The 4,320-nt window shown below is 33.4% G+C and carries 3 protein-coding genes; all 3 read right to left on the reverse strand.

Annotated elements, in window-relative coordinates:
* Positions 1 to 33: 33 nt before the first annotated feature.
* Positions 34 to 1,242, reverse strand: a complete 1,209-nt coding sequence (nheB, locus tag AB3X49_RS18465; RefSeq protein WP_367963887.1) for a non-hemolytic enterotoxin NHE subunit B — start codon at positions 1,240 to 1,242, stop codon at positions 34 to 36.
* A 37-nt stretch (positions 1,243 to 1,279) separates the two neighbouring features.
* Positions 1,280 to 2,440 carry a non-hemolytic enterotoxin NHE subunit A gene (gene nheA, locus AB3X49_RS18470; protein ID WP_367963889.1) on the reverse strand — a complete coding sequence of 387 codons (1,161 nt, stop codon included), beginning with the start codon at positions 2,438 to 2,440 and terminating at the stop codon, positions 1,280 to 1,282.
* A gap of 604 nt (positions 2,441 to 3,044) precedes the next feature.
* The coding region (locus AB3X49_RS18475; RefSeq protein WP_367963892.1) for an APC family permease at positions 3,045 to 4,320 on the reverse strand (1,276 nt) is incomplete at its 5' end.

Below are 4,320 nucleotides of genomic sequence, written 5' to 3' on the forward strand. Positions count from 1 at the left end.
TCTATACATAATGTTGTAACAGTTTAATCGCTATTATGCTTTTTTCGTATCTACTACTTTAATATCTTCAGCATAGATTTTTTCTGCATAGTCTTTAATGTTCTTCCAGCTATCTTTCGCAATGTTTAAATCTTCTTTAATGAAAACAAGGTCATTTGGACTAATTGAATCTACATTTTGAAGTAAAGAATTGTATTTTGATCCCATTGTGTACCATTGATTTGAAATGTTTTGCAGTGCTGTAATTGCAGTATCGATCGTATTTGTTAAATACTCAGTTTGTGTTTTAATGTTTGTTAATCCTGCTACTTCTAGTTGAGCAGTTGTAACTTGTCCAGTTATTTTTTGAATTTCAGATTGTGCATTATCAAGCTCTTTCTTCGCTAATACGATTCCAGCTGTACCACCACCTACAGCTGCTGTACCACCTGCAATTAATGCGATTCCTAGCGGAGTTCCTGCACCAGTTGCAATAACTACTGCACCACCGATAATTGCAATTGGACCTAACGCTGTAGCAACTGATGAACCGATAATAATTGCATTATATTTACTAATTGCTTCATTGTACGTTGTAATTTGATTTTGCAATAGCGGAATTCCAGCGTCTTGACTAGCTAAGATAGATGTAATTTGATTTGCATCTCCCTTGAAGTTTTGCGTATCCGACGTCATTTTATTTCGGAATTTCTTCAAGTCTTCTACTAACTGATCTACTTGTGCTTTATTTTCATTAATACTACTTGATAATCTAGTTAAGCCTTTCGTAAGAGTCGCTTTATCTTTTGCATCTACCGCAGCAACTAAAGTATCATAATAGTTTTGGAACTTCGTATTATAATTAATGATATTTTGATTCGTTGAAATAAGCTGTGGCTTTAATACATCTAACCATTGCTTCGCATTTCCTCTAGCTGTATCTTGGTGCTGAATCACTTTTCCTTTTAAAGCTGCATCAACTGACGATACATTACCAAAGTTAACATTACCTTGTTTAATAATTGTTAAAGCGTACAGATCCATTACTAAAGCATTTGAACCTGTTCTTTCTATTGCATCTTTTAGGCCTTCTGGTCCTAATGAATATTCTTCATAGTCATTATAAGCTTTTGCTACCGCATGAACTGGAGCTTGTTTCACTGTACTTTCAGCTGCATAAGTATGAGCCGGCATAATGTTCCCTGCTGCAAATACTGCCATAAGTGCTGATAGAGCCATTACTTTATAAGGTTTTTTCTTCATTTCTCTTCTCTCCCTATATCGTTAATTATTTTTCTGTTTAATGTACTTCAACGTTTGTAACGTAATCTTCAAATTGATTCGTTTGCTTATTCATTTCATCACTTACTTTTTTGAGTTGATTGAAATGTTTTTGAAGTAAACTACTGTCTGTATACGTGCCTTCTTCAATATTTGTTTGAATTTGGATCATATTATTATTTAAAACTTTCCAATCCGTTAATAACGTTTCTAAAGTTGTAATTTGGCGATCAATTAGTTCTGTAAAGCTACTTACTTGATCTTCAACGAATGTAATTTGAGTCGCCTCTGATTCAGTTTGTGATAACTTTTGAATAAGTGGTAATAGCTCTTTTTGCTTTTGTTGAATACGAAGAGCTGCTTCCCTCGTTTGACTATCTGCAGCATTTACAATTTCATTACTTAAAGTACCGATAGAAACAAAGTCGATTGTTTTCGTTTGTGCAGTTTGATTTGTAATTGTAAATACTTGTTTACCGATATTAATAGAACCTTTAATGATTTCTTGCGGTCTATTCAAAATAGTAGTTAGTTCAGCTTGAATTTCCCCTTGAATTCTTTTAATATCTTCTCTTAATTTCACAATATCCCCACTTGATCCTTGCAATGTTTTTATTGCTTCATCAGCTTTAATGGATAAGTTGTTGCTATCTTTATCTAGTACTGTTTTAAATCGATTTAACTCTAATAAATCTTGCTCCATACTCTCTTGGATGCTTTGTACTTGCAATTGTAATTTTCCGTATGCGCTTGTAAAATCTGCTTTTGCCTGTTCATCTTCATTTACTTTTCCTGCTAGTTCATAGAGCTTACTATAATAGCTATTAAATCTAGTGCTATATCTCATCATCTCTTGATTTAGGTCGATTAACTTCGGATTATATTCATCAATCCACTCTCGTACATTCGCCTTTGCAAACTTTTGATGATTCGTCAAACTGCTCATAGCGTTTACCTTAATGTCTGGTTGTTGCAAAATAACTAATCCGTATGCTTGTATAAGTGGTGACTGTGACCCTAACATTCTAATTGAATTTGATAATGTATTTGGAGCAATTACATTTTGCGCATATACTGTTTTCACTTCTGTTTGCCCCTCCTTAGCGTAAGCGCTTACAGGAACAAAACAACTCGTAGATACTGCTGTAACCAATAACCCTGTAATTAAAGTCTTTTTCACTTTAACTCCTCCTATGTATTAGCAACTATTACTATCGCATTTTATTATTCTATTTTCTTGCAATTGATTTGAGATGGTTAAAAATAGAGAACGTTCTCACCGTGAGTCATGTACGAAACACCTCTCTCAAACTTTATTTCTACAGTACTTACTTATTGTTATAAAACAATTCATAACTTTTCATATGTGCTTAGTATGAATAAAACTGTATAAATTTTCTGTTTTATTGCGAGTTCCACATTCACACAGTGAATATATTACATGAAAATATTATTCATTTTAAACTAATTAACGTATGAAAGTATGAAATTTCGTTTTGTTTTCATGTAAGTTTTGTACTGTAAGGTCATTTAAACACAGCTATTTATATAACGTAAAGAAGTATTTTAATTCCCTTTATTTTCAAGCTCTCATGTCCTTATCCCAAAACAAAATTCAATTCACTTTCTCGATTAAACTTTCTATATACCACAACAGAAAACACTACATATTCATAATCATTAAAATTATACTAATATACTTTTTAGATCCATATGCAATTATGCATAGCATATACACAAAAAGGATAACTTCACTTTCGTGAAGTTATCCTTAAAAAATTTCCTTACTTTTTCAAATGATACGGTACTGTCGTAATAACAACATTTCTTTTATAGAGTAAATACGCACGAATGAGTAAACTAGACTGATTATGAAGAATGTTATGCCAACCTTTTTTCGGAATAAACTGTGGTATAACGACCGTAACTCGGTAATTTGATTCACTCGCCTTATATTGTACTGTATCAATAAATTTTGTTAGCGGCTGAATAATACTTCTATAATGAGAATGTAATGTAACAAGCCTTACTTCAGGTTGCCACTTCTCCCATTTCTCTTCAAATTTCTTTTCCTCTTCTCTGTCAAAAGCAACATACACAGCGATAACTTGATCTGCAGAAAGAGCTTTAGCATAGTTCAGTGAATTTTCTACTACATGAGTCATACCAGCTACAGGAACAACAATTACATTCCCTTCAATCGGAACAAGTGGTTCACAAGTTTTTAAACTTAATTGATCCCCCACTGCATCATAATGCTTCTTTATTCGATGGAACAAGAAGATAATGGCAGGTAAGAAAATAAGGATCGACCAAACTTGTGCGAATTTAGTTAAAAAGAACATACTCATTACGATAAAACTAATGACTGCACCAATTAAATTGACCGTTAATCTTAAAGCCCATCCTTCAGGCTTTTCACGAAGCCATTTTAGTACCATTCCAGTTTGAGAAAGTGTAAACGGAATAAATACCCCTACTGCATATAGCGGAATCAAGTGTTCTGTTTTTCCCTGAAAAGCTACAATTAAAATAATCGAAGAAATCCCAAGTATAATAATACCGTTTGAATAACCTAGGCGGTCTCCTCTAATCGTAAACATTCTCGGTATAAACTTATCTTTTGCAAGGTTAACTGCTAATAGCGGAAATGCAGAATAACCTGTGTTAGCAGCAAGAATTAATATTAAAGCTGTTGTACCTTGAATGAAATAGTACATGAAATTACGTCCAAATGTTTGTTCAGCAATTTGTGAAACAACTGTTACTTCCTTACTTGGATTAATTCCGTAATAATAAGCTAAAAAGACAATTCCTGAAAATAAAACTGCAAGTAATGCACCCATTGCAAGCAATGTTTTCGCTGCATTGTTAGGTGCAGGATCTTTAAAGTTTGGAATTGCGTTAGATATCGCCTCAACACCCGTTAATGCAGAGCTACCTGATGCAAACGCTCTTAACAGTAGAAATAAACTAATTCCCGCAACTGGTGTTCCAATTGGCGAATGTAGCGTGGGTGAAACGTGACCAGTCAAAATATTATATATTCCTACACCAATT

It is taken from the genome of Bacillus sp. C30, from assembly GCF_040838255.1.
In the GTDB taxonomy this organism is placed as follows: domain Bacteria; phylum Bacillota; class Bacilli; order Bacillales; family Bacillaceae_G; genus Bacillus_A; species Bacillus_A mycoides.